This window comes from Pseudoflavitalea rhizosphaerae (assembly GCF_003991355.1).
Lineage (GTDB): Bacteria > Bacteroidota > Bacteroidia > Chitinophagales > Chitinophagaceae > Pseudobacter > Pseudobacter rhizosphaerae.
In genome coordinates this window covers 131,817-157,344 of the sequence record NZ_RCSU01000006.1, presented here as the reverse complement: position 1 = coordinate 157,344, position 25,528 = coordinate 131,817, and the positions used below count along the sequence as shown (strand labels likewise).

Annotated in this window: 21 protein-coding genes; 1 reads left to right on the top strand and 20 read right to left on the bottom strand. The window is 46.2% G+C overall.

Features of this window, described 5'->3' with window-relative positions:
• The first annotated feature begins 481 nt into the window (after positions 1 to 481).
• Positions 482 to 2,851, top strand: a complete 2,370-nt coding sequence (locus D9Y29_RS12260) for an ABC transporter permease (protein WP_127128484.1) — start codon at positions 482 to 484, stop codon at positions 2,849 to 2,851.
• 1 nt (position 2,852) lies between these two features.
• On the opposite strand, the gene D9Y29_RS12255 is transcribed toward D9Y29_RS12260, so the two are convergent.
• The 20 genes from D9Y29_RS12255 to wecB form a co-directional block, all read right to left on the bottom strand.
• Positions 2,853 to 4,202, bottom strand: coding sequence for a sigma-54-dependent transcriptional regulator (locus tag D9Y29_RS12255; protein ID WP_127128482.1), 1,350 nt, complete (start codon positions 4,200 to 4,202; stop codon positions 2,853 to 2,855).
• Between the two features lie 24 nt (positions 4,203 to 4,226).
• On the bottom strand, positions 4,227 to 6,164 hold the full coding sequence (locus tag D9Y29_RS12250) for a T9SS type A sorting domain-containing protein (protein WP_127128480.1): 1,938 nt from the start codon (positions 6,162 to 6,164) through the stop codon (positions 4,227 to 4,229).
• Positions 6,165 to 6,261: 97 nt separating this feature from the next.
• The gene (locus D9Y29_RS12245) at positions 6,262 to 7,425 is read right to left on the bottom strand and encodes a lycopene cyclase family protein (protein WP_127128478.1); all 1,164 of its coding nucleotides are present in this window, start codon (positions 7,423 to 7,425) and stop codon (positions 6,262 to 6,264) included.
• Complete coding sequence (locus D9Y29_RS12240; RefSeq protein WP_127128476.1) at positions 7,400 to 7,876, bottom strand: sterol desaturase family protein; 477 nt, start codon at positions 7,874 to 7,876, stop codon at positions 7,400 to 7,402. The genes D9Y29_RS12245 and D9Y29_RS12240 overlap by 26 nt, the downstream gene beginning before the upstream one ends.
• A 4-nt stretch (positions 7,877 to 7,880) precedes the next feature.
• Positions 7,881 to 8,426, bottom strand: a complete 546-nt coding sequence (gene idi / locus D9Y29_RS12235; protein WP_127128474.1) for an isopentenyl-diphosphate Delta-isomerase — start codon at positions 8,424 to 8,426, stop codon at positions 7,881 to 7,883.
• An 8-nt stretch (positions 8,427 to 8,434) separates the two neighbouring features.
• Positions 8,435 to 9,265, bottom strand: coding sequence for a phytoene/squalene synthase family protein (locus D9Y29_RS12230; RefSeq protein ID WP_127128472.1), 831 nt, complete (start codon positions 9,263 to 9,265; stop codon positions 8,435 to 8,437).
• A 101-nt stretch (positions 9,266 to 9,366) separates the two neighbouring features.
• The gene (locus D9Y29_RS12225; RefSeq protein WP_241237907.1) at positions 9,367 to 10,863 is read right to left on the bottom strand and encodes a phytoene desaturase family protein; all 1,497 of its coding nucleotides are present in this window, start codon (positions 10,861 to 10,863) and stop codon (positions 9,367 to 9,369) included.
• 99 nt (positions 10,864 to 10,962) lie between these two features.
• Positions 10,963 to 11,463 carry an RNA polymerase sigma factor gene (locus tag D9Y29_RS12220; protein WP_127128468.1) on the bottom strand — a complete coding sequence of 167 codons (501 nt, stop codon included), beginning with the start codon at positions 11,461 to 11,463 and terminating at the stop codon, positions 10,963 to 10,965.
• Between the two features lie 112 nt (positions 11,464 to 11,575).
• Positions 11,576 to 12,454, bottom strand: a complete 879-nt coding sequence (locus D9Y29_RS12215) for a MerR family transcriptional regulator (protein ID WP_127128466.1) — start codon at positions 12,452 to 12,454, stop codon at positions 11,576 to 11,578.
• Between the two features lie 171 nt (positions 12,455 to 12,625).
• The gene (locus D9Y29_RS12210; RefSeq protein WP_127128464.1) at positions 12,626 to 13,369 is read right to left on the bottom strand and encodes a tyrosine-protein phosphatase; all 744 of its coding nucleotides are present in this window, start codon (positions 13,367 to 13,369) and stop codon (positions 12,626 to 12,628) included.
• Positions 13,370 to 13,393: 24 nt separating this feature from the next.
• Positions 13,394 to 14,332, bottom strand: coding sequence for a GDP-L-fucose synthase (fcl, locus tag D9Y29_RS12205; RefSeq protein WP_127128462.1), 939 nt, complete (start codon positions 14,330 to 14,332; stop codon positions 13,394 to 13,396).
• A gap of 32 nt (positions 14,333 to 14,364) precedes the next feature.
• The gene (gmd, locus tag D9Y29_RS12200) at positions 14,365 to 15,480 is read right to left on the bottom strand and encodes a GDP-mannose 4,6-dehydratase (RefSeq protein WP_127128460.1); all 1,116 of its coding nucleotides are present in this window, start codon (positions 15,478 to 15,480) and stop codon (positions 14,365 to 14,367) included.
• A gap of 4 nt (positions 15,481 to 15,484) precedes the next feature.
• Positions 15,485 to 16,231: a glycosyltransferase family 2 protein gene (locus tag D9Y29_RS12195; RefSeq protein ID WP_127128458.1), complete on the bottom strand. Its 747-nt coding sequence runs from the start codon at positions 16,229 to 16,231 to the stop codon at positions 15,485 to 15,487.
• A gap of 3 nt (positions 16,232 to 16,234) precedes the next feature.
• Positions 16,235 to 17,971 (bottom strand): carbamoyltransferase family protein, encoded by a 1,737-nt coding sequence (locus tag D9Y29_RS12190; protein WP_127128456.1) that lies wholly within the window; start codon positions 17,969 to 17,971, stop codon positions 16,235 to 16,237.
• 1 nt (position 17,972) lies between these two features.
• Positions 17,973 to 19,115 carry a glycosyltransferase family 4 protein gene (locus tag D9Y29_RS12185; RefSeq protein ID WP_127128454.1) on the bottom strand — a complete coding sequence of 381 codons (1,143 nt, stop codon included), beginning with the start codon at positions 19,113 to 19,115 and terminating at the stop codon, positions 17,973 to 17,975.
• Between the two features lie 8 nt (positions 19,116 to 19,123).
• On the bottom strand, positions 19,124 to 20,350 hold the full coding sequence (locus D9Y29_RS12180; RefSeq protein ID WP_127128452.1) for an O-antigen ligase family protein: 1,227 nt from the start codon (positions 20,348 to 20,350) through the stop codon (positions 19,124 to 19,126).
• Positions 20,351 to 20,352: 2 nt separating this feature from the next.
• Positions 20,353 to 22,038, bottom strand: a complete 1,686-nt coding sequence (locus D9Y29_RS12175; protein ID WP_127128450.1) for a glycosyl hydrolase family 28-related protein — start codon at positions 22,036 to 22,038, stop codon at positions 20,353 to 20,355.
• Positions 22,039 to 22,050: 12 nt separating this feature from the next.
• A complete protein-coding gene (locus D9Y29_RS12170; RefSeq protein WP_127128448.1) occupies positions 22,051 to 23,196 on the bottom strand; it encodes a glycosyltransferase family 4 protein in 1,146 nt (381 codons plus the stop codon).
• A 3-nt stretch (positions 23,197 to 23,199) separates the two neighbouring features.
• Entirely contained in the window at positions 23,200 to 24,378 is a 1,179-nt protein-coding gene (locus tag D9Y29_RS12165) for a glycosyltransferase family protein (protein WP_127128446.1), read from the bottom strand.
• Positions 24,379 to 24,400: 22 nt separating this feature from the next.
• Positions 24,401 to 25,528, bottom strand: coding sequence for a non-hydrolyzing UDP-N-acetylglucosamine 2-epimerase (gene wecB, locus D9Y29_RS12160; protein ID WP_127128444.1), 1,128 nt, complete (start codon positions 25,526 to 25,528; stop codon positions 24,401 to 24,403).

Here is a 25,528-nt window from a genome sequence, read left to right as displayed (position 1 = left end):
CAGAAACAAATCAGACCGGCCGCGATCAATGAAATGGTGAGCATACAAATTGATTTTAGAATAATGAACGTACCAGCACGCCGATCACCAAAATCGTCACATAGATCACTGGGATCAGAACATGAAGCCGGATGCGGAGGAACTGTCTTTTCATTTTTTGAAATTTTTATTACGACCCAATATTGGCAAAGGGGGTGCCGGGGAACATGCCAAAAAAGATGCAGGGTTATAAAGCAGCAGGAACGGGCGTTTCATCAAACAAAATAAAACGGGGGTGATATTCGCCAATATCCCAACCCTGCCATTTTGAAAAATGGTATTTTCATTTTGGCATGGCTATTCCGTACGGCTCAAAGTCGTACACAATTTGTATCAATACCGGACAGAATGATGCAAGAAACCTGACACACATAATTGATTTACACGCAATTGAGTTGTGGCATCTTTTTGGGGAAGAATGAACGAACTTAAACTGACCTGAATGCTGACTAACTATTTCAAAACTGCCTGGCGCAACCTGTTAAAGAACAGGTTCTATACCATTCTTAATATCGGTGGACTTGCAGTGGGATTATCAGTTGGGATCCTGATCCTTTTATGGGTGCAGGATGAATTCAGTTTTGACCGCTTTCACAAACAGGCAAAACATATTTACCGTGTAGAAAATATGGCCGGCACAGGCAGCAGCCGCGAGTTATGGACAAACACTGCTGCACCGATCGGTGTGATGGCGCATGCAGAAGTCCCTGGCGTGGAAGCATATGCCAGACTAACCTATAACGGTAATAACCGTTTATTCAAATATGGTGAGAAAACTTTCCAGGAACAGCTTAAGTTCTATGCAGACGCTTCTATCTTCAAAATTTTCGACTTCCCCATCATCAAGGGTGATGCGGCAAATCCTTTTCCCGATCTTCATTCCATCGTGATCACGGAAAGTACTGCCAGGAAATATTTCGATCAGGCAGACCCGATAGGAAAAACGATCAGCGCCGAAAACGGGGAACTGTTCACGGTCAGCGGTATCATCCGTGATTTCCCAAAGAACTCCAGCATCCAGGGTGATATGTTCTTTCCGATGGCCCTGATGGCGCAAAAAATGTACAGCGGCAATACCAATGGAAGAAGTATCGATAATGATTTCAGTTACTTCAACTACCATACATTCTTGTTGCTGAAACCAGGAATGTCTTTGAGCAATTTATCAACAACACTGCGTAACCTGCACCTCCGCATTAAGCCGGAGGATACCGATGTTGAATACCTGTTCCTGCCACTGGAGAAAATGCATTTATATAATGCAGACGGAACAGATGGAGGAATCGGCACTGTAAGGATCTTCATCATCATTGCCATATTCATCCTGCTGATCGCCTGTGTGAACTATGTAAACCTTTCTACTGCCCGCGCCATGTTGCGCGCCAAAGAAGTAAGCCTGCGAAAGATCATTGGCGCTGCCCGTTGGCAATTGTTCATGCAATTCATTGCAGAGACTACCTTGCTGTTCATTGCCGCCACTATTATTTCACTGATGCTGGTAGTGGTGCTCACGCCGGTTTTCAATATGATCTCGGGAAAAGAGTTATCAGTCAACTTTGGTTCCTGGCATGTATGGGCGCTGGTCCTCATTACCATTTGCGGCACATTGCTGCTTTCCGGGATCTATCCCGCCATGCTCTTATCTTCCTTCGAACCGCTGAAAGCACTGAGGGGCAAGATAGCTGCACGCATCAGCGACGTGATGTTCCGCCGCGCACTGGTAGTGGTGCAATTCACTTTCTCCGTGATGCTCATTACCGGAACTATCATTGTCGGAAAACAATTGTCATACCTCCGCTCAAAACAGGTCAGTTATAACAGGGAGCATGTGCTGTCTATGCGTATGAACAATATGGCCGGGCATTTTGACGCCGTAAAAGCATCACTGCTGAAAGACCCTGCTGTAACAGCTGTTACCTGGTCTGCCACCGAGATCATCAATAACGAACAACAAACCGGGGATAACGATTGGGATGGGAAACAAAACGGAGAGACCCTGATGCTCAGCCCTATGGCCATTAACCAGGATTTCATTCCCTTCTTTGATATGAAACTCGCTGCCGGCAAGAACTTTACAGGCTCAGTTGCTGATTCCATGCATTTCATCCTGAATGAAACAGCCGTGAAAGCGGCCCGCATCCAGGACCCGATCGGCAAGCGATTCAAACTTTGGAAAACAGAAGGAACTATCATTGGCGTAGTAAAGGATTTCCATTTTCAATCCCTTCGCCAGGCCATCAAACCTGCTATCTTCCATTTCAGTCCGGATAATGATTATTCCGTTCTTTACATCAAAACCACCGGCAAGGATGCTTCCAAAGCAGTGGCAGCCGCCGCTGCCGAATGGAAAAAATACAATCCGGAATTCCCTTTCACCTATGCCTTCCTCGATGACGCCTATCAAAAACTGTACATCACTGAAATCCGAACAGGAACATTGTACAATGTTTTCTCCGGCATCGCCATTTTCATTTCCTGCCTGGGATTACTGGGACTGGTTACCTACACGGCGCAAATACGCACCAGGGAAATCGGCGTAAGAAAAGTATTGGGCGCTAATGTGCCCACCATCATCCGCATACTCACCAGCGACCTCCTGAAGCTGGTGGCCATTGCAATAGTGATTGCCGTACCGCTCTCCTGGTATGCCATGCATTCATGGCTACAGGGATTTGCCTACAGGATCGAGATCGGCTGGACGGTATATGCCATCGCAGGAACACTGGCTTTCCTGATTGCCATACTCACAGTCAGTGTGCAATCTGTAAGGGCAGCACTGGCAAATCCCGTCAAAAGTTTAAGGATGGAATAGATCAGGAAAGATGGTATTCTTCGATCTTCCTGTAGAGTGTGGTAAGCCCGATATTAAGAAGTCTGGCAGCTTCCGTTTTATTTCCCTTCGTGTGATTGAGCACGCGCTGGATATGCAGTTTTTCAACACTGGCGAGAGAAAAGGCAGATAATGTATTGTTATCCGTACCGGATGGAATGGATTGCTGGAATTCGAGGGGGAGGCTTTCACTGGTCAACTCGTTACCATCAGAAAGGATCACGGCCCTTTCCATGATATTCTTGAGCTCCCGGATATTGCCTTTCCAGGAATGTTGCTGCAATTGAGCAAGAAAATCCTTGCTCATACCCGTTAGACGGTTATTGGTTTTAGCGGCAAAGAGGGAGAGATAATGTGCTGCAAGCGCCTGTATATCTTCCTTTCGTTCATTGAGCGATGGAAGATTGATGGTAAACACATTCAGCCGGTAAAAAAGATCTTCGCGGAACCGGCCATTATCAACCTCTAGTTGTAAACCGCGATTGGTGGCGGCAATCACCCGCACATTCACTTTGGTAGGTTTGGTATCCCCCACTTTGATGAATTCGTTGTTTTCGAGTACACGTAACAGTTTGCTCTGAAGATCGATGTGCATTTCGCCGATCTCGTCCAGGAAAAGCGTTCCATTATGCGCTTCCTCGATCAGTCCTTTCTTGTCTTTCATGGCGCCGGTAAAAGCGCCGGCTTTATGACCGAAAAGTTCGCTCTCCAAAAGCTCTTTGGTGAAAGCGCTGCAATTCAGTGGCAGAAATGCCTGGCCTGCACGTTTGCTGCCATTGTGAATGGCCTGGGCAAACACTTCTTTGCCGGTACCTGTTTCTCCCAGCAGCAATACGGTTGCATCTGTTGGCGCCACCCGCTGGGCAAGCGCAATGGCTTCTTTGATACGTGGAGAATTACCGATGATATTATCGAAGCTGTATCTTTTTCCTACCTGTTGCTCTAATTGTGCTACCCTTTTTCTGAGTTGCACCTGCTCCATGGCGCGATTGAGCAGCGGAATGATCTTATCGTTATCATCACCCTTGGTAATATAATCGAAAGCCCCGTTCTTCATGGCCTGTACGCCATCAGGGATATTGCCATAGGCAGTGAGCAGGATGATCTCGATGAAGGGATATTTAGATTTGATGCCGGCGGCATTTACTACTCCGCTGCCATCAGGAAGTTTCACATCGCTCAACACCACATCAATGGATTCCCGCTCCAGCATTTTACCGGCCGACTTCAGATCGGCAGCTTCAAAAACGGTGAAGCCTTCAAGACTGATGATGCGTTTGAGCAGACTGCGAAGTTTTTCTTCGTCGTCTATGAGAAGGATATTTCCCAACATGAGAACAAAACTACAGGATTGTGATCATCTCCCAATCACCAGTTTTTCTACCCGGTTAATGATATCGGCTTCAAAGCGGCAGATGTAAACACCTGAGCTCAGTGTGCGCGTGAGATATAACGGAACGGTATGGGTGCCTTTCTGATAGGTTATATTGGGGATGGCCATTCCAACAAATTTACCATCTGATGTGTACAGTGAAAGACGTACGCTGGTGGGCGCTTTCAGGGTAAAGCGGATACTGGTCATATCCGAAGTGGGATTTGGATAGAGGCTCAATGCGAGATCACGGCCAGGCTCCTCTTCTTCGCCGGGGCCTGTGGGTGGTGGTTTCTCTGGCAGCGGAACAACTGAAGTTTCCCCTGTCAGGAAGATGGGAGTGCCTGTAAGCGCGATACCCTGGCTGGTAATGGTGGTAGTCACATTGCTTTCTGCAAAATTCCATTCCTTTTTATACACTCTTCCTGTAAGGTTAAGTGCCGCAGGAAACGAATAGGTTGCGGTTGGGTTTTCCACCAGGTCTTTAGTGGTTTTGGCCCAGAGCACATATGTGAACAATCCCTTATCATCTTTGAAAGCAGCACCATCTATTGTGGCCGGGAGTTGTAGCGCGGCGGTACGTGTAGCATCATATACAGAACCACGCAAGAGATCAGAAGTAGTTTTGAAAGCAATGCCTTCTTTATTGTATTGCTGCCTGTAAGCTCCGCCATTGGCGAATGGTCCTGCCCCTTCAAGTTTCTGATAAAGTCCCATCGTTTGAAAACCATCAGTGGCTTCTGAAAGTGTGCGGGAATCGCCGAGAACGAAGGTGTAATATTGCCGGATCTCGTTCTTCTGACTGGCCACCAGGGTTTTGATGATGTAGTTTTTCTGTGCATCTTCAGAACCGATCATGCTGCCGAATGATTTCTTAGGGATATTGTTCTCCGTGCAGATGAATAATTTTTTCGGGTATTGTGACCCGTTATATCCGTAGGTGGCGAGCACATTGTAGAAATCCTGTTTCAGTTTTACATATTCTGCCACGGCAGCATCGGAGTGGCGTTTGTACACCCACCCTCCGCCATTGGCATCGCTCCAGGTGGCCAGGTTGAACATGGGATAGCTGTGAAAACTGAGCACATCAAAATAGGCTCCGCCTTTGAGTGGATAATCGCCTGTTACGGTGCCATTGGTTGGGTTGTCTGTATTGCGGAGGATCGCATCCAGGAAACTGATATAACCAAGTCCCCCGGTGGTAACGTAGGCGGTAGGATCAACTGTTTTCACCACTTCGTAAGCAATGCGGAGGAGGCGCACATAGTGATAGATGGGCGCTTTCATGTTGGGAAGATCACAAGGCGGCGGGTTATTGTCCCACCAGTTGCCAGCCTCTCCTTTCTTTTTCCATCCATTTCCGGCATTGTCGTAATCAGGTTCATTGATGATCTCCCAGAACTTCACCCAGCCTTTGTACCGGGTAACGGTTTTATAGATATAGAGGGCGAAGTAGTTGTTCTCATTCACAGGTGTGCCATTGGCCCCTCCGTCCCAGATTGGCTCGTACATATTCTTCCAGAGTACTGACTCATCGCCGCAACCATTGTATTTGGCATTGTCTTTATGCGCGGGAGATGCAGTATTGAGAAAGACTGTATTGTCCTTCACACCCAGCGTAGCGTAATGAGTAAATTCAGCGAGGCGGATATCATAGCCCCATGATTCGAGGAATTCTTCGGGAAGTGCTGGCCTGAAAGTTTTGGAGCCTACTCCTTTTACACTCTTTGCGGGATTGCCTGCAGCGATATCGGCGAGCGCCTTATCGTCCCAGGAATTTCCGTACCACCCGCCATTGGTGCCATACATGAATTTCCCGTTGTAAGCAGGAACAGTATTATTAGCTGTATAATTAACTTGTGCTGAGAGTTGATAGCATGCCAGCAGGCATACTGCCAGGAATACGTGTAAACGGTGTTTCATAAGACATCAACTTCACGGTTAGTGTACAGGATTACCGCGGGTTTTAGAAGCAATTACTTTGCCAAAAGCAGACCAGATAAGTCAAAAAAAAAGTTTATCAACGGAAAACCTGATTCAGTGCAGCTTTCAGAAAGGGCCATTTAGGCAACACACTGATAATGCGGAGTTCGCCGGTCAACTCGCTTTGATTGCCGAGGAACTGTAACACGCGGGAGAGTTTGTTCTTCCTGAACAAACGTGTGAAGATGGTTTCGCCGGGAAGGTATTGTTTGGCCAGCACTTCCAGCAGTACAGCATCGTAAAAATGAAAGCGGGTACGCTGATAGCTCCCGGGCCGGGGTCTCTCTCCATTTGCAAGTTGCTTAGCCAGCAAATCGGCCTGTTGCTGGATGAATTGAAAAGTATAGCCGCTGCTGGGTTTGGTTTGTCCACCAGCCGTGCCGATATTGATGAGCCTTCCTTTGGATTCCGGCCAGCGGTAATTGGTCATGGGGATCTTTCCTTCTTCTTTATTCAATATAGTGTACGCAGTTTTAATATTGGCCTGTATGTACAGTTTCAGAGCGGCTTCATATTGTTCTGCAGTCAGCAACTCAGCAGTGAACAGTGTATATTCCACCAATGCCTTCCGTTTGCTCAAAGGCATCACATAAACAAAAGCAGTTCCGTGTTCCTGCGATACGCGAAAGTCCATCAGCGTGGCTGCCGAAGGATCAAATACCAGATCTTCGGCTTCGATGAACCAACCTTTGAAATGCTGCAACAGCATATGCTCATTCTTTTTCAAAGCAGGCGGCCGGAAAATGATGCTGTTGAAAATGTAGGAAGCTGAATATAATTCTCCGTTGATCTTCACCATAGCTTCTTCTCCATCGCCATCGATGGCAGACACTTCTCCGCTGAGCCATTCCACATTCGGGTGCCGGGAAGTCTCTTCCATACAATGATTGTAAAAATCCTCTCCCCTGACCATTTTGTAATGATAAGGCAGGATACTGCTACATTGCGAATAACCATTACCGTGGTACCACAGCCGTTCATATTCCTGGTGAACGATGGATTCAAAAAAACCTGTACCCGTTTCCCAGAAGCACCAGGTTTTGTTGCGCATGCCGGAATTGTCTTTATCCACCAGCAGGACCCGTTTGTTACTGGTAGAAGGATGTTGTAACAGGCGCATCAGCAGGCTCATGGCGGCGCAGCCGGCCCCGGTGAAAATATAATCGTAATGGCGGTTATTGCCGGGCTCGTTTCTTATCATTCCGGACCTTATTCCAGTATTTACGGTGAACGTATAACATACCGAAGCTTTCGCCTTCCTGTTTATCGAGATGCTTATGGTGCATCTTATGCGCCCAGCGGATAGCACGCACGTATGTATTGTTGGAGCGGGAAAACCATTTGAAGCGTTGGTGGATGATCACATCATGCACCAGGAAATAAGCAACGCCATAGGCCATGATACCGAAACCAACAGCCTGCAGCCAGTAGATCTTATCGAGTGTACCGAAGAGGATACATAAAAAACTGGGAATGGCGAAGATCACGAAGAAAGCATCATTCTTCTCGAAGAAACCTGGTGTGGGTTGATGATGGTCTTCATGCAGGTACCAGAGGAATCCGTGCATCACAAACTTGTGTGTGCACCAGGTGATGCCCTCCATGAGGATGAATGTGCCGATCAGGATTGCGAGATAAAGTAGCCAGTGCATACCATCAGATTGTAGGCTGAACCAGTCCCTGTTGTACCGCCCATTCCTTTACTTTCGGGAAAGCGATATGGAACCAGGATGTATATTTCTGAGGATGTGTTTGCAGTGATTGCTGAATATCTTCCAGGCTTTTGTAGCAGACATCCTTCACTTCTTCCGGATTGGGTGTGATCCGCTGTTCATACTGACCTGCAAACACATGGTCAAATTCATGTTCTATCAGTCCGTTGTCAAAAGCAGTTTGATAAGTGAAATCGAAGATCTTTTCGAGACTGGTGCTGAAGCCAAGCTCTTCCTGTAATCTTCTGTGTGCAGCATCTGCCGTGGCTTCGCCGGGAGCAGGATGACTGCAGCAGGCGTTAGTCCAGAGACCTGCACTGTGATATTTATTCAGGGCTCGTTGCTGCAGCAGCATTTCTCCTTTGCTGTTAAAGATGAAAACACTGAATGCGCGGTGCAATGCCGCTTTCCTGTGTGCTTCAATTTTTTCCATCGTTCCGATGGGTTCGTCCCTTTCGTTCACCAATATTACTTCCTGCGTTCCGTTCATACCGCAATTTACTGCAAAACCCGTGAAAAGCGGGCGCCAACTAAGATCATGGCTTTGTGATAGTTAGGGATCCTGATCCTTTTTTCCATGATAGCGGCAGGAGTACTGCGCCTGATCTTCCTGAAAAGCGACCAGTAGTAACGGTAAGCCACATACACTCCAAACCTCGCTTTCAACGGGAGCAGCATAACGCCTTTGTATGCCTGCTCGAAATCCATTTTTATATCTTTCTCGATTTCCTGTTTGCTGGACTCATTCCAATTCAGGGAGCTGATACCGGGGAAGTATATACGTTGCAATTGTTGCTGGTCTGCCTTCATGTCCCGTAGGAAATTCACTTTCTGGAAAGCAGCGCCCAGCGATTGCGCATAGGGTTTCAGTTGCTGGTAAAGTTTTGTATCTCCTTCACAGAAAACGGTAAGGCACATCAGGCCCACTACTTCAGCGCTTCCGTATATGTATTCAGCATAACTCTGTTGTTCATGGCGGCTGCGTGTGAGGTCCATTCTCATGCTGTGAAAGAAAGCGCTGATCAGTTCATGATCTATCTGGTACTGGTTGACAGTCTGCTGAAAGCTGTGCAGGATGGGGTTGAGACTGATGCCTTGTTGAATGGATTTCCAGGTATCTGCTTCAAACTCCTGCAACAAGGCAGCTTTATCACAATGATGAAAGCTGTCTACGATCTCATCAGCAAACCTGACGAGGCCGTAAATGCTGTACACAGGAACGCGCAGGTCTTTATGCAGCAATCGGATGGCAGCAGCAAAAGAAGTGCTGTAGGTTTCTGCAGTAGCCTTACTGCATCGATGACTTACATGGTGAAAAAGTTGCAACATGTTTGCTGAATAGCTTCTTTGTCCAATTACGCAAAAGATCACAATTCTGCCAAAACTATCTGCTGCTGTGAGGGAGTTTGTGGAGATATTTCATGATTGCATCAGAAATATTTCAACACCTGTTTGGCTACTACTTCCCCACTGATCAGACTGGGAGGTACACCCGGGCCCGGTACCGTTAATTGACCGGCATAGAAAAGATTATTCAGTTTCTTACTTCTGCAGGAAGGTTTTAAGATCGCAGTTTGTTTCAGCGTATTGGCAAGGCCGTAAGCATTTCCTTTGAACGCATTGTATTCCTGCATGAAATCGGAAACCGCAAAGGATTTCCGGAACACAATGGCATCTGAAATGGACTGACCTATGCGCTGCTCAAAACGCTGAACGATCTGGTTGAAATATTTCTCCCGCAGTGTTTCATCATCACCGGTAAGACCAGCAGCTACCGGCACCAGGAAGAAAAGATTCTCTCCTCCTTCCGGCGCTACAGTATCATCCGTTACCGATGGAATGCTCACATAAAAGAGCGGATCATCGGGCCATTCCTTACTGCTGTAAATCTGGTTGGCATGACGATTGAAATCCGTATCGAAGAAAAGATTATGATGACTTACATTGTTCAGCTTCCTGCTAAGCCCAACATACCAAAGCAAACAACCTGGCGCCAGCACACGGGAATCCCAGTATTCACTGCTGTAACTGCGGGCAGCGGGAGGCAATAACTGTGTTTCGATAAAATGATAATCTGCTGCGCCTATTACTACATCCGGCGTATAATTCCCCTGTTCCGTGATTACCTGGTGGATATTGTTACCGTTAGTTTTAAGCGCAGTAACCGCCTCATTGAACCTGAATTCCACACCCAGTTCCAAAGCCAGGTTATACATGCCCGTTACTACGCTGTACATGCCGCCCTGCGGATACCAGGTTCCCAGTTGAATATCTGCATAATTCATCAGGCTGTACAATGCAGGTGTATTCTCCGGCAATGCACCGAGGAAGAGCACGGGAAATTCCATCAACTGCCGGAGACCTGGATGCTGGAAGAATTTACCGATATGCGATTTCATGGAAGAGAGCAAATCAAGACGGAACAATCCCAGCATCACATCAAGGTCAACATATTCCCAGAGCGACCTTCCTGGTTTGAACACCAGTTTGCGCATGCCTGTCTGGTATTTGTATTCCGCTTCGCGAAGGAATTTATCCAAACGCTTTGCAGATCCGGGTTGCAGACTTTCGAGGAAATTACGGAACGCGGCGGGATCAGCAGGAATATCGGAATGGTGTTCCGGCCAGTACACGCGGTAAGACGGATCGAGCCTTTGCAGCGTATAGTAGTCGCTCACCTTTTTGCCGAAGAGTGCAAAATACCTTTCGAAGATGTCAGGCATCCAGTACCAGCTGGGGCCCATATCAAAGGAGAAGCCTGTAGATTGTAACTGACGCGCACGGCCACCCGGACTGCATTGCTTTTCCAGCACTGTTACTTTCCAGCCCTCACGTGCAAGGCAGCTTGCGGCTGCAAGACCCGCAAATCCGCTGCCGATCACAATAGCCTGTTTGCGTGTTTTCGGATATGTTGTAATTGTTGTCAAGGGATAAAAAGAAAAAGGCGTGATAAAGCTAACCATTTTGGTCAACTGTATCGCGCCTGTAGAATTATTTGACAGCTATAATACGTTTACACGCAACAATTAAAAGCGATGGATCTGTGTTTTTAACAACTTACGGGCAAAGTGTATCCTGCTCTTGATGGTACCCAGTGGTTCATCCAGCATTTCTGCGATCTCATGGTATTTGAATCCATCGAAATACAAGAGAAAAGGATTCCTGAAGATCTCGGGCAGGTTATGAACTGCTGCCTGAATATCTTTCAATCGCAATGTACCTTCAGCGCCATTGATGGTTACCGCCTGGCTCTGATCAATCAGAAAATCGTTGGGAGTGCTATCGAAAATTACATTCTGCTTTACCTTCCTGCGATAGTTGTTAATGAAAATATTTCGCATGATGGTGTACAGCCAGGCCTTAATATTCGTCCCTACGTTATACTTATCCTTATTGGCCAAAGCTCTGTATAAAGTTTCCTGAAACAAGTCTTTAGCCGCTTCTGAGTCCCTGGTGAGAGTAATTGCAAAAGGCTTGAGAAAGTCTGCATTCTTCACCAGCATTTGGTTAAATTCTATCGTCGACATGGCTCAAGGTGTTTAAATAATTACGATACAAATTTAAACATAGATTATCAGACTTTGCGTTAAGTGTTCGGAGGAATATGTTAAAATGTCCATCGCACACATTATCAATCAATTACAGGCTGGTAATAAACTCCATAACTTCCTGTAAACTTCTCTTGAAAGAAACATTCGGATAGGTCTTACGGGGGTAACAGACAGCCAGTTGTCCTGAGATTACCAGCTTTGCTTCGGGGACAGTTGCCTGGAAATGGTTCAGGAATTTATCGATGCTGAAATTAGCAGGAACGCTGGTGAGGTGCGTGAGCAGAAAATCCGGTCTTTTGGCATTCACCAGGAACTCCATATCACGTACAGGCACATCCGAACCCAGGTAAAGTACCTGCACTCCTTTACTCTTCAGCAGATAGTAGAGATACAAAAGTCCGAGCTCATGATACTCGCCTTCGGGAAGAAAGAGCACCACAATCTTATCAGTGCTCATACTGCTGTGCACATTCTCGATACCAACGATCAGTTTCTGCCTTATGATATTGGCCACAAGATGCTCCTGCGCGGGTTGAATGAAGTTGGTCATCCAGAGTATACCGATCTTATCGAGGAACGGAAACACAAGCTGGGTAATGGTTCTCTCGATCCCTCTTGCGCGGATGAACTGGTTGAGCACTTCTTCGAAACGCTGGATATCCAGATCCACCATGTATTGAACAAGGTCGTTGATCAATCTTTCCTGTTGTGCTTCAGCGTGCGACAGTTCAATGATCTTCTGCCGCATTTCGTCTGTGCTCATTTTGTCTATATGTGAGATCTTGTAGCCGTACTTGTTGAGCAAAGCGATGTTCAAAACAGCTTTTAATTCTTCGGTGCTGTAATAGCGTATGTTCGTCTCCGTTCGTTTGGGTTTCAGAAAAGAATAGCGTTGTTCCCAGATCCGGATCGTATGCGCTTTAATGCCCGAAAGATTTTCAAGGTCTTTGATGGTGAATACGTTCACGGGTGATTGGTTTGTTACTGATTACTACAGGTAAGATATGTTAATTGTTTAAGATTTGAGATGAATTTTCTCAACTAAAAAAATAACACTGGTCAGCCGGTCTTTTACAAAAATCAGATTTACAGCGTTTTAAGAATTGATCCGATGGATCTTTTGTTTATTGGCTGAAGATCAGAAATTGATAGTAGGATTGAGCAATTTGCCGGCATCCAGCAATTGTTTGGATATTTCTGTGAGGATGGGGGAAGAGCGTAAAGCCTGGAGATGTCTTTCGTGGTGCAGGTCGGTGCCCAGGAGGTCTATATAATTTTTTTTGAGGAGATAGTTTGCCAGCTCGTGAGCCTGTTTGTTGTAATAGTTGGTGAAGGAAAGCAGGTTCACCTGGAAAAGGCAGCCAGCGTCTTTGAGTTCATCGTAGGTTTTCTTTGATGAAAGCAGGTAAGTATATCTTTCAGGATGTGCAATCACAGGTTGATAGCCTTTGATCTGAAGTGCGAACAATTTTTCCTTGAGGTCCATGGGAGGGGTAACGAAACTGAATTCTACCAGAACCCAGTTATCCCGGATGGTGAGTAATGGTACATTATTTTTCAGCAGGTCATCGATATGATCATCCAGGTAATATTCGGCTGCAGCGCGGAATGGCGCCGGCATGGTACCGTTGAAGGATAAGCGCAATTCTTCCTGGGCTGTACCGATGCTTTCCTTCGTATTCTTATACATATCCCAGAAAATATGCGGAGTTGTTACAAAGCGCTGGTAGCCCAGATCCTGCAGTCCGGCAATCAAGGTTGCGGAAACATCGGTATCGGGAGAACCGTCATCGATTCCCGGAAGCAGGTGCGAGTGCATATCCGTTACGAGCTCACTCAGGTCTACTGTTCCTTTATGTTTCTTTTTGAAGATGGAGAACATGAGGTTGGGAGATGTTGCATAAAGCTACACAACAGCAGGGGTTTGTTTTATGAATTCACTGTAAACTTTTTCTATTCCTTCGCGGAGGCCGATGCGGGCTTTCCAGCCAAGGTTATGCAGTTTTTGCACATCCATCAGCTTGCGGGGTGTGCCGTCGGGTTTGGAAAGATCGTGCTCTATGTTGCCTTCGTAACCAACGATATCTTTGATCAGAAGCGCGAGTTCTTTGATGGAAAGGTCTTCGCCGGTGCCGATGTTCACGAAGCCTTCTTCATTGTATGTCTGCATAAGGAAATAGCAAGCGTCTGCCAGGTCGTCTGCATGGAGGAATTCGCGTTTGGGTTCTCCGGTGCCCCAGATCAATACAGAGGAGGCGCTGGACTGCTTCGCTTCATGGAATTTTCTGATCAATGCAGGAAGAACGTGCGAGTTCTTGAGATCGTAATTATCATTCTGACCATACAGGTTTGTAGGCATTACTGAAATGAAATTACAACCATATTGTGCCCTGTAGGCGTCACACATTTTGATGCCTGCTATTTTAGCAATGGCGTAGGGTTCGTTTGTTGGTTCCAGTAGCCCGGTCAGAAGATATTCTTCTTTGAGGGGCTGAGGTGCCATTTTCGGATAGATGCAGGATGATCCAAGGAACATCAGTTTTTTGACCCCATTGAGATAAGCGGCGTGTATCACATTATTCTGGATCATCAAGTTCTCATAGATGAATTCAGCGCGAAAAGTATTGTTGGCAACGATACCCCCCACTTTTGCAGCAGCCAGAAAAACATAGTCTGGTTTTTCTGATGCGAAGAACTCATTTACAGCTTGCTGGTTACGAAGGTCCAGTTCTGTGGAAGTCCTTTGCAGGAGGTTATGATATCCTTCCTTTTGTAGTTTCCTCGTTATGGCAGAGCCTACCATTCCACGGTGGCCTGCTACATAAATTTTTGCCGATTGCTCCATATTTAATAATTACAGCTTTCTGATCAAAAAGTTTATTCGAACTGATTACGAACATAGTAACCGGCTTCCTGTAACATACGGTCTTTTCGGAAGAGGTCTACATCGTTTTCCATCATTTCCTTGACGAGTGCAGGAAGATCGTATTTGGGTTTCCAGTCGAGTTGGGTTTGCGCCTTTGTAGGGTCCCCGATGAGGAGATCCACTTCTGTTGGTCTGTAATATCGGGGATCAACTGCCACCACTTCTTTTCCTACTCCCAGTTGGAAGTCAGGATGGCTGCAGGATGCGATCACACCTACTTCCTTTTCACCACTGCCTTTGAATTGGAGTTCAATGCCTACTTCACCGAATGCCATTCGTACAAAATCACGCACAGGCGTAGTGATGCCTGTAGCGATCACATAATCGTCCGGTTTTTCCTGTTGAAGGATACGCCACATTGCCTCTACATAATCCTTCGCATGGCCCCAGTCGCGCTGCGCATCCAGGTTGCCAAGGAATATCTTGTCCTGCAGGCCTAGTGCGATCCTTGCTGTGCCCCTGGTGATCTTTCTGGTAACGAAAGTTTCACCGCGCAGGGGAGATTCATGGTTGAAAAGGATACCGTTCACTGCATACATGCCGTATGCTTCGCGATAGTTGACGGTGATCCAGTATGCATACAGTTTGGCAACTGCATAAGGCGACCTAGGATAGAAAGGTGTTTTCTCCGATTGCGGCACTTCCTGTACCAGTCCATAGAGTTCGGAAGTAGATGCCTGGTATACCTTGGTTTTTTTGGCAAGCCCGAGGAGTCTCACTGCCTCCAGTATACGAAGTGTACCAATACCGTCGGCATTGGCAGTATATTCAGGCGTTTCAAAACTCACATGCACATGGCTCATGGCAGCCAGGTTGTAGATCTCGTCTGGTTGTGTTTCCTGAATGATACGGATGAGGTTGGTGGAATCCGTGAGGTCTCCGTAATGCAATTTCAGCTGTACATTTTTTTCATGTGGATCCTGGTAAAGATGATCGATCCGTTCAGTGTTGAAGAGAGAGCTTCTTCTCTTCACGCCATGCACCATATATCCTTTTTTCAGCAGCAGGTCTGTGAGGTAGGCGCCATCCTGCCCGGTGATCCCTGTGATCAGCGCAACTTTTGACATACGTTTATCGAATTAGGAATTGAAATATTTTCCGCACCGGCTTCAGCCAGATGGTAAAAAAATAAGGTTTCAGTTGATTGATCTCCCATGCACGGCGGTCTTCCTTATTGGCCCGCAGTCTGTTCCGGAGGGTAGCATTGCTCACCCCTCCTGCCCGCATTTTCACCAGTACTTCCGGAAGGTAGACAGCTTTCATTTTATGCTTCACCAGTACACGCAGCATCAGTTCGTAATCAGCTGCCGAGCGCAGTGAAATATTGAAAAGCCCCGCCTGCTCATATACTTTCCTTCTTACGAAGAATGCCGGGTGAGGTGGCATCCAGCCATAGTAAAAGCTATTGGGGCTGAAGCGGCCTGCTTTCCATCTGCGTACGATCTTCTGCGTATCCTGCTGTTGAACGTAATGGAGATCACCATATGCAGCATCGATGGAAGGATCAGCAAAAGCTTTCATAACGTTGGTGAGCACCTGCGGATGGCAATAGAAATCGTCTGAGTTCAGGATGCCGATCACTTCGCCGGAAGCAAGGGAAACTCCTTTGTTCATGGCATCGTAGATGCCTTTGTCTTTTTCCGATACCACTTTTTTTACGTGTGGGAATTCGGATACGATATTCAATGTATTGTCTTTCGACAATCCATCCACAATGATATGTTCAACCTGGGCATAGTCCTGGCTGGCGATACATTCGAGTGTATCCCGCACAGTGGCTGCACTATTATAGGTTGCTGTGATAATTGAAATGGTCATGTATTATTTTTCCCGTGATACCACACAGTTCTCAAGTACAAGCATATCCATATTGGTACGCAGATAGCATTCAAGTGCATCTTCCGGTGAGTTCACGATGGGTTCGTTCTCATTGAAAGAGGTATTCAGCAGAATAGGCACTCCGGTTTTCTTTCTGAATGCTTCGATCAGGTTATAGTAGCGTGGGGTAACGGTCTTGTCTACTGTCTGGAGCCTGCCGGTGCCATCGGCATGCGTTACAGCAGGTATCACTGCATGCTTTTCCTTTTTGATCGGGAATACTTTTTCCATGAAGGGCACATCATCGTTCACCTCGAAATATTCCTCTACATAATCTTTAAGAATGGAGGGAGCAAAAGGTCTGAAGCTTTCACGGCGTTTGATCTTGGCGTTGAGCAGGTCTTTTGCATCATTCCTGCGCGGATCAGCCAGGATGGAGCGGCCACCGAGTGCACGAGGGCCGAATTCAGCCCTTCCGTTGAACCAGCCTACTACACCGGCATTCACCAATCTTTCTGCCACCCGCTCATAGAGCTCATCATCGGAATATCGTACGTAGCTGATATTGCGCGAACGGAGGTATTCTTCTATCAGTTCATTCGAGAACCTGCTGCCGGTGTATGCAGACCAGATCGGTTCTGCCCGTTTTTGCTGCAGGATATGATTATAGGTGTACAATGCAGCTCCCATGGAGATCCCGGCATCATGCCCGGCTGAAGGGATATATACATTGGTGAAAGGCGTGTTACGGGTGATCTTTCCGTTTGCCACTGAGTTCTGGGCCACACCGCCGGCAATACAAACATTCTTCAATCCCGTTCTCTTCTGCAGGTGAGTGAGGATATGGAAGATCAGTTGTTCTGTAATGCGCTGTACAGAAGCCGCCATGTCTTTATGGTATTGAGAGAGAGGCTCTTCCTTCTTTCTCGCCGGTCCGAATTTCTTCACTACTTCGTCTGAGAAAAGAGTGGCTACTACCGGTATATGGTCATCACCATAGGAAACGATCCCCTTGGTGGCTGAACGGAAATATTTAAGATTGAGGCGGAACAGTCCGTCATCTCCGAAGAGAAGCACATCTTTCAGCTGGTCAACATATTTGGCCTCGCCGTAAGGGGCCAGGCCCATTACTTTGTATTCATCACCATAGTGAGGAAAACCGAGCCATTGCGTAAAGGCCGAATAGAATATCCCAACGGAATGCGGGAAGTCCACAGAGTCCAGTACTTCGATCTGGTTACCTCTGCCGATGCCGATCATGGTGGTGGTGAAATCGCCTGAGCCGTCGATGGATAACAGGGCTGCTTCCTCAAAGGGCGACGCGAAGAAGGCTGATCCAAGATGGCTTCTATGGTGCTCTACCTGATGGATCTTGTCTTTGATGGAATGTTTGGATACGGAGGGATCGAGAAGAGCGAACTCATCTTCGAGTGAAGATACCTTGCGGGAATTCTTCAGGCGGTCCAGCACAGCACTCCAGCCATTGCCGGGATTCTTTGCCAGGAAGAGGAGTTTCTTGTGCAGTTTGGCGCCGGGATCACGGCCAATGGCAATATGATCCACTTCATTCAAAGTAATGCCTGCTTCTTTCAGGCAGAATTCAATGGCCATGGAAGGGAATCCGGCCCAGTGCTTTACTCTTCTGAAACGTTCTTCTTCTGTAGCGGCGATCATTACACCGTCCTTAAAAATTGCTGCCGATGAGTCTGCGTGGTAAGCGTTAAGTCCTAATATGAACATATTAACTAAAGAGTTTATTATATGCTGCTTTTAAATCGGTTTTCTGTACATATGAATTCACGAACTGCCAGGCACCATCCGACCATTGCCTGTATTCATCCTGATTAAGATCCACAGTTCGTTGAATAGCTTCGCTCCACTTTTTTTTATTGGCGAGTGGAATATCCCAGCCAGCCATCGCCGGAGTGAGATCCCGCCATGGGGTTTGATCACTGATCAGAACAGGTAGGCCGCCTTTCAATGCTTCAAATATGGCGTGCCCATAGTTCTCTCCTCTCGTTGGAAGTGCGAAAACATGGTGTTGGGCAATCACAGCCGGAAGCTCTTCATTAGGGACCTGCCCCAGAAAGATCACTTTTTTTTCCTGATCAAGTTGCGAGGCAAGTGCCCTGCATTGTGTTGCAAAATCCTGATCCTCTTCGTCACCAACAATGGAAAGCGTCAGTATTCCCTTTACCTGCCCGAGTGCCTCCAGCAGATAATCGAGATTCTTGATGGGGTGGATCCTGCCAGTGAACAATAGCTTCACTTCACCTGATCGTTTGGGCATCACAGGTGGGCGTTCTCCCAGAATGGCCGGGAAATTGGCAATGGTCTCCACCGCTACTTTTCTTCCGAAATGACTGAAGATATCTTTCTCTTCTGTTGTATCTGTGGCATGGAACCGGATACGGCTGTGAAGCCCCATCCATTTGAATGCCTGAATAAATATTTTTTTCTTGGCAGATTTGAATTGAAGGGCACTGTCTTTCAACATCCCTCTGGGCGATAATACAACCACGGGACCTTTACTTTTGGAAGTAAAAAGCAAAGGATAAATGGTGAAGTAAACGGAATACATGCTGTTCAGGTACACAAAATCCGGAGCCAGTTCCCTGATAAGGGCCCTGATGGTATTCCTGTTTAGCTTAACAGGGGATGCATAAAAGATCTTAGTGCCTCCATTCCCGGTTATCCATTCATCTGCCTCAATATTATTGAAAGGCGTGTCCGAATGAAGGTCTCTATCGCGGGTGAATACATAAATATCAAAATCCCCTTTCATATTCTGCACAAAATTCACTGCCGACCTGATAGGCCCGCCGGCCTTGAATCCTGGCTCATACCAATCACTGAATAATAATATTTTTGAACGGGTGCTCACTTACTCTTTCACTGTTTTTTCTTACCGGATTGTTTATAATCGATATAGTTGAATATTAGCACCATCAAAAAGAATGGCGTACCATAATCGAAATATCCTCCGAGTTTCATGGCTTTCCCAATGAAATGCGAAAGGCAGGCTATGGATACCACCCGGTGATAATCATCTGCTGTCAGCAATAATGTTTTCCATAATCCCCAGAGATAAGCTCCAAAACCAAGTAATCCGGTTTCTGAAAGTATCCGGATCAGCAGACTATGCGCTGAAGCGGCATTCACACCATACAGGTATGAGAGCCTGAAGCTGCTCTGACTGAAATAACGATGATACATCTCTTCATGACCACCAAGACCCGCTCCGAAAAGTGGATTGGCCTTTACCGAGGCAATTGCCACTTCGAAATTGGAAAGGAAGGAAACCGATGTGGCTGCCTGCACGGTCTTAAACGTCTGATTCTCCATATAATTCTTGAATCCGAGGAAGCGGAAATAGAATTTATCGTAGGAGAGCAGGAAATTATTGAAAACAAAATACAGCAAGGGTATCATGAACAACAGGTATTGTATCCTGCGGTAAAGGATAAGCAGCATGATCAGCAATACCATATAAGCGGTGGAACTGGTAGTGAGCAGCAACGCAATGATCAAAACCAGCGACTCTTTCTTATGTTTCTTGAAATAATATAATCCATAAATCACCGCCGGCAGGATGATGATTGCATAATGCGAAGGCTCCGGTGCAATTGAATCAAGGAACAAGGCTGAGTAACCAGTAAAGATCTTGATGCCTGTGAACAGTTTAAGAAAGAATTGTACCAGGCCCAATATAGCCGTGTAATAACTGATCTGAAAATATATCTGGAAGAGGCTGAAGTAATTCACCTTGGCAAAGGCATCATACGAAGCCACATAAATGACAATGATGGGAATGATCTGCTTCCACATGGGAGCCAGATTGAGGTGAAGATACAGTTTGGAAAGTACACTGGCCGACAGGATCAGGAACAACCCCGTAACAAGCTGCCGGGAAACTTTGAAATACCGGAGCTGGGTTATAAAATAAAGGATGAAGAAATTATAACTTATCAGGTCATAATCAACACCTGCAACGGTTGTAAGTCCCAGTTCCCTCGAGAAAACTGTGAATACGAAAAGCCAGGCCACCCAGGTAGGCAGCTCAAACCGTTCTCTGTAAGCCAGAGGTCTTGAATATGGGATTGCAGCGCTGATAGACATAATTAACGTGGCTTCGCTTTCAATAATTCAGCAGGAAGCGTATTAAGTTCTGAGGGCATATTTTCCTTGAATGGTGCAATCGTGGATGAACTGACAGATATCACCGGATAGGGTTTACCCGGGTAAATGAATTTATTGGTCCAGCCACGGAGCGGACCGATCTTTGAATTGCTGATGAACAGCTGGTTCATGTATTGCTGATTATAGAAATAATCGAACAGGTATACTGAATCCCTATTGTAATTTTTTACTGTCACGTTCTCAAATCTAGTCTGGCCCGTACCGGAAAAACGGAATACGTATTTGGCAGTAGGGGCAAGATTCCCATCCATCACTGTATTCTTTACTAATGTTTTCTGACCATCGATCCTGATAACTGCTGCCCGGCAATTGGTGATCACTACTTCCTGCATTATCTGCTGATCCCCGTAGAAGGCAATATTGTGGGTAGTGCAATTGTCTACAAGGAATTTCCGGCAGGTATAAGATGTAAGGCCATTAAAGTTACCAGGCTTTTTGGATACCCAGTATACATTTTTGAACTGGGTATCGTATTCTCCATACAACGCTTTGTATTCTGGTGTAAGGTTCTGAACAGACCAGTAACAATATAACTGATAGAAATCGTCTCTTACATTGAACCGGGCATCTTCAATTATAGTGCCAAGTGAGCGGCAGTTTGGAAATTCCGAAGCAAGCGTATCCACCACATCCTTATAATGAACAAGGAATGAAGGGTGCGCATCAATGGCGCTCTGACATTTGAAGCCACGCAGCTTTTCAATATATACATTATAGCATGCCTGGGCCGGAGCATAACCATGCCTGGAATATTCAACCTTTGTATCGTATGCTTTCACATTGCGGCAATAGTTCATCAGAACACCATACATGAAATTATTCAATTGGATCCTGCTGAAATTCACTCCCTCCCCGGCTACTACGGAAACACCCAGATGCCAGTAGCGAAGTTTACCTGTGTATTGGAAATTGGTATTTTCCATGTTCAGCGACATTCCTACCACGGTAAGAATAGTGATCCTTTTATTCTTCTCAGCAGCATTGGTAGGGGTAAGAATAAAATCTATATTCTTTACGGACAGGGAACATTTCTTATATACAACCACCTTAACGGTTTCGGAGGCAGGAGTATAATTGAAGAGAAGCTTGTCTTCCAACTGCATCAATCCCCGCGAGGCCGATCTGATACGGATGATATCGTTCTCCTTGTATTTCCATGCAGTTTCAAAAGGCGTATTGCTGGAAACACTTATCAGGTCGCCGGGAGCGATCTGCCATCCTTTTTCCTGCTGATAAGTGAAGGTACTGTTGTTCCGGGTAACGGGCCTGGTCATCCTGATCTCCTGGGACAATGCCTGTATCTGCGCGAAACCGCCGGTGGAGGATGAAATGATCTTTGTTCCGGGATCACCAGCCAGGGTTATATTTCCCGTGAAATTATTGAGGATCACCCTTGAGTTGATATTGTATGTACCTCCTGGTATTCTGATCACCACGGCACCGCCCTTTCCAACTGCCTCATTAAGCGCTTTCTGAAAGGCTTTGGCATCATCTTTCCCATCGTTGGGAACAGCGCCGAAAGAACGAAGACTAAGAGTTGTCTGCGCTACCGTTCCTGCGGAAAACGCCATGATGAAACCGAATAAAAGAAGTAAGCTGCTTTTCATAGTCACACTGATTTAGGATATCCTTTTATCATACAATTCGTCTATCAACAGGCCATATTTCTGAGCTGCCCTTTCAGGAGTGAACTGCAAGGCATGTTGTTTTCTGTTATTCGCATTTTCTGGTTCTTCTGTTGTCAACTCCATCATTTCGCGAAGTCCTTCCAATATCGTGGAAGTTTCAGCCGGATCTACCATCACGGCCAAACCACCGGCAATTTCCTGCAATGAACTAGTGTTTGAAGTAAGTACCGGAACACCTCTTGCAAAAGCTTCAACAACGGGCATCCCGAATCCTTCAATGAGCGATGGGAACAGAAGACCGCAGCTTCCGGAAACATTATCGATCAGCTTGTCCAAAGGCTGGCTTTTTTCCAATATCACTTTTCCGGTGAGCCCTTCTGAACTGATCAATTGCTGCAGGGATTCCGGAAAGGCCTGATTGCTGTAAACAAGCTTCAGCATTGGTACCGGACGTTCCGGCGCCGATTTGATCAGGCTAGCATAAGCAGTTACGAGACCATGAAGGTTCTTCCGGTGAGTGATCATCCCCCACCAGATCCAGTATCCGGGAGAGCTTTTGGCATCATCAACAATTGGTTGGCTGATCCATTCCTGATTGATACCATTGTAAATAACCGGGATCTTTTCGCTTTTTGTGCCAAACGTTCTTACAATGTCTTCTTTCGTGAAAGCGGAAATCGACACTACTTTTTCTGCCGAGGCTATTCCATTCCGTATCATGAACCTTCTCAACCAAAGCTGCCAGCGGGAACCATAACTGGTGAATTGCAGTGGACTGAAGGAAGATAGATCATGAATTGTTACAATCAATGGATGCGCTTTACTACCCAGGCTATTGCAATCGGGATTGAGATAAATATCCGCATCCACTTTCACCCTGCAGTAATTCCCATAACGCAGCAACCCCAAAACATTGCTAAGTTTCCGGGGCATATGATCTACCACCAGCTCCCAGTTGGTGAACTCTTTCAGTGAATCGATGAAAGCTGTGAGGATCCTGTCCTGTTCATAACCTTTTCTCACAGTCAACAGGAACCGGTCATTCTTCCGGAGACGCAGCAGTTCCCTGATCATCGCCCGCATGGGAGTTCCGGAAGTGGCTGTTCTGAGTGGCTCACAGTAAATACAGATCCTCATGAACTATTGTTGGATGGATGCGATCCGATGATGAATATCGTTTACGATCCTGTTCCAGCTATAGTTGTTCCATTGCTGATCAAATGCAGGCTGCCCATTTTTTTTGGCGGCCAGGATCTTTTCCACAATATTCTCTGCGCTGAAATCCTTCAGGATGGTCACATTGCCGAAATTCTCCTGCTCCAACCATGCAATAGGAGGAGAAAGGAACCATTTATTTACGATACCGTATTGAATGATCTTTAACGGTATCGAATTATATAGAAAATTAGATCCATTGGAATCTTTGAAAAGAATGCCTGCATCGCTTACCCAATAATAATGATAGGAATCATCTTTAGAAACTGGCCCTGTCATGGTAATATTATCTGCTTCAATGGGAGGCAGGTTACCAACGATCAGGAAATGGATATCGGGATCTGCTTTTTTTGCCAGCTCGGATACTTTCCTGATCAGTTCTTTGTCGTACCAGGCATCGGCACCAATATAGCTGACAATGAATTTTCCTTCCAATCCATATTTTTTTCGGATGCCGGCTATTGCTGTTTCATTCTTATCCAGCATGATATCGGTCTCCACACCATTGGGTTGGTATACAAAGGGCTGTGCATATACCTCGCCGAGATTTGCTGCGGCTTTTTTGGATACCACAAAGTTCAGCTTTGAAGCAGCAAGCTGACTCCTTACATATTCTGTGTTGTACTGATTATCACGAAAGTTTCCCTTGTCGAAATCATCCTGCATATCACTCACAGTGAACTGATGTGGAAGCGCGGGATAATAATCAAATCCGTCTGCATGAAAGATCACATCAGGTTTCACCTTGCTCACGATCTTCTCCAGGGATCTCCTGTTGAAAGACCTTGACATTTTCAAAGCCCTCACCATTCCGATGAACCGGTGGATGACCATATGGGACATGAACGGGATCTTCACCACCGTATATCCCCATTTCTGATGTTTATCGTACTGGGTAGAAGTGAATACCGACTTGAAAAAACAGGTCAGCGTGAATAGTTTGGACCTTTTCTTCTTTTCAAAATACGCGTTCTGAGGATCGAAGCGGGAAAGGAAATACAGATCGTATTGCTCTGAAAGGTATTTGGCAAAGAAGAACGATCTCGAAACTTCATTCGAGATCACGTCTGCAGGGATGAATAGCAATTTCTTTTTGGGGCTCATGATAAATAAAGCGTGAGTCAGTCTAATTGTTCCAACTTCTGATGGCTGCAGCTATCTTCTGAGATGCGGTGCCATCCCCATAAGGATTGGCGGCAACTCTGAATGTATCGTAATAGGATGCATCTTTCAGCAATCTGGTTATCTCCGAAGTGATTCGTTCTGGCGAGGTCCCTACCAGGAGGCTGCAACCTGCAGCGATTCCCTCGGGTCGCTCGGTATTTTCACGCATCACCAGGATTGGCTTGTGAAAACTCGGGCCTTCCTCCTGCACCCCCCCCGAATCTGTCAGGATGATGTCAGACTTCATCATCAGATATACAAACTCTACGTAAGACTGAGGAGGGATCAACAGGATATTTTCCTTATTGTTCAATAGACCGAATACCACTTCCTGCACATTGGGATTCAGGTGTACGGGATAAATGAACAAACAATCTTTATGTGTTTCTGCACTTTCCCTGATGGCCTTGCAGATATTGATGAAACCTTCTCCGAAACTCTCTCTTCTATGACCGGTGATCAATACCATTTTTGCGTATTCACCCATCTTTTTCTGTACATCGACGGAGATTGAAGGTTTTAATTGTCCTTTTTCCAGTTGACCTGTGGTATACCGTATGGCATCGATGGAAGTATTTCCGGTAACCAGGATCTTATTCCCGGGTGTACCTTCATTCACCAGGTTGGTTGATGCGGTTGGCGTAGGAGCAAAGTGGAAGAAGCTCAACTGAGTGGTAAGCCTCCTGTTCATTTCTTCCGGGAATGGGGAATACAGATCGGCCGTTCTCAGGCCGGCTTCCACATGCAATACTTTTATTTTATGATAGAAAGCGCTCATGGATGCTGCCAGCACAGTGGAAGTATCACCCTGAACGATCACATAATCCGGCTTACTCTCTTCCAGGTGTTTATTGAGAGCGGCGATGGAACGTGCCATGAAATCAGGTAGTCCCTGATTATGCACCATCAGTGCCAGATCTGTATCAGGCTTGATCTCAAAAATATCCAACACCTGTTGTAACATTTCCCTGTGTTGACCGGTAGTACAAACTTCCACATCAAATGCCTTGTCTTCTTTCAGCACCCTGATGAGCGGGGCCAGTTTGATGGCTTCTGGCCTGGTTCCAAAAATGAATGAAATTTTCTGCAT